This window comes from Mucilaginibacter sp. P4_E8, assembly GCF_056401495.1.
In genome coordinates this window covers 1-2,229 of sequence record NZ_JBFUJG010000310.1, presented here as the reverse complement: position 1 = coordinate 2,229, position 2,229 = coordinate 1, and the positions used below count along the sequence as shown (strand labels likewise).

General features: G+C 39.1%; 1 protein-coding gene and 1 pseudogene. Both read right to left on the bottom strand.

Annotation, left to right across the window (positions count from 1 at the left end; all coding sequences use genetic code 11):
• Window positions 1-436 (bottom strand): annotated as a pseudogene (locus tag AC1DRQ_RS30835) (hypothetical protein); the annotation flags it as partial.
• Window positions 437-461: 25 nt separating this feature from the next.
• The coding region (locus tag AC1DRQ_RS30830) for a BamA/TamA family outer membrane protein (RefSeq protein ID WP_477429843.1) at window positions 462-2,229 on the bottom strand (1,768 nt) is incomplete at its 5' end.

Here is a 2,229-nt window from a genome sequence, read left to right as displayed (position 1 = left end):
ATATTAAATTGTAAATAAACCGTTTTTGCCGCTGGCTAAATAATTCGCCCTGGCTAATATTTACCGAATGTAAACCAGAATGGTGGCTGGAATGAAAATCAAAAAAAGCATCAGTACTAAAAAATATTTTTTCGGGTACGGGTGTACTCAACGCCCAATAAAACTCTTTTTCGTTTAAAATAGGAGGCGTAAGTATACTATAGATCAGTTCAAGCATCTCCCTGTACTTTTCAGCATTTTCGGGATGCATATCCAGATCTATACAGGTATCCTGTTCAAATTTGTCTAATACATACTTGTAAAATTCACTTTTAAGTGTCTTTTCTGTTTGTATCCGTTCTTTCAAATGCTCCACAAACGGATTAAATGACAGGCACGTTTGTACCTGGCATAAAAAACAGTCGTCCTTGCTAATATTTAAAACCTCAGTGTGCATTGTTGTTATAAAAAATTACCCTGTATTAAAATCTGAAAGCTGTTGAAAGATATGGGTACCATCCTTCTTCAGAGTGACCTGCTACTACTTTTATTACCGCGAGCCTCGCTGGTGCTACATAAATACCACCACCAGTGCCGTTATGCCATTTATCAGAATGTTCGCCTTTTTCCCAAACGCGGCCAACATCATAAAAGCCTAATATACCTATTTGCCCCGGAACAATRTAACTGGCAAAATCGGCCAGCTTTATACGCAGCTCAAGGTTGTTGTACAAACTATACTGCCCGGCAAACCGGTATAACCTGTAACCTAATAAGTTATCCTGCCCGCCTAAAAATAAAGACTGATAAAAGGCTGTTTTACCAACAGTGATACCACCGCCAATTCTTTCGGCCAATACTATGGTACCTTTGGTATTTAAACTTTTATACAATGCCGCTTGTGGGATAAGCTGTGTAAAAGTTGTTGAATATGTATTTAAACCGGTATAACCCTGTAGTTTAACATTTACGTAGCTTCCCCATGCCGGGAGTATCTTATTGTTACGTTTATCGCTGGTAAAGTTTACAACAATACCCGCAAATACTTTTCGTTTGTCAAAGGTATAACTATCATCAGCATTTGTAAGTAATGGATTTGTAATTAATCGGCCTGTATTATCCTTATCGTCAAAACTATAATATTGAAATGACGGACCTACAGTTATTGTGGTTCCACTTTTACTATTCCAGCTCAAAGCCGGATCAAACTGAACGGTATTGAACCTGGCGCGGTAAAAAGTTTTGTAATCGCCGGTTTTATCAAAAACGGTTTCATTCCCCCGGCCAAAAAAATTAAGATTACCGGGCGCGTTCACCTGAAATTGCATGAGGAAATTGGCATTGCCAACAGCTTGTATCCACTCGCCCGCATATTTCAATTTAAATGCTTTGGTCGAAAATGAATGACTCAGAAATACCGTTTGTACATCATTATAGGGCAGTTTGCGAAACCCTTTCTGATGGGTGTATTTAAAGCCGGCACCAAGCAAAACACCTTCATCCGGGTTTATTTCGATATTGGCCAGCGRCATGGTATTGCTTAGCAAATTGACCCTTAAATAAGCGGTATTGGCGCTATCTGCCGAAATATGCTTATTTACCGATGAGCTATCGCCAGTAAGACTTAGCTTTTTACCCCTGTCATATAACTGTACCGTGTTTCTTGATTTAACGATATCGTAGCTTTTGTTTCCTGTGCTATCAATGAACCTTAACTTAATGGGCGACGTAGCATTATTTAAAACAACCTTGTCATCACCACCTGCAATGTACAGCCTTATTTCTTTGGTAATATCAGGATTGTAATTGGTATTCATCAATGTATCCTTAATATTCCCGTTCTTGCTGATCTTGTTGACCGTAACGTTAAGACCTCGACCCGGTATATCTTTAATATTTACCAGTTCGTCTTTATTGGTAGTATGTATGTCAACAATTTCGTTTACAAATTTGTAGTAATATGACATGGCTGCCGGGATATTAGCCCTCCGCTCCTTTAACTGCCTCAGTAATACATCATGCCTTAATTTGTATGACGATTGGGGCAAACGTTTTAAACCTGCTTCTAAAACATCATCGGTTTCGGCTGCTACAAAATCATTTACAATTTTCATCCATTCATCATAGTTGTATTGCATAGCCGGGAACCTGCCCATGAACATGGTTTTCCATAAAGAGTATCTTACATCGTATATCTCGCCGTTAAAGCCCTGCAGGTTGGGTGCCAGCCAGGGTTGAGCAGCTATAGTT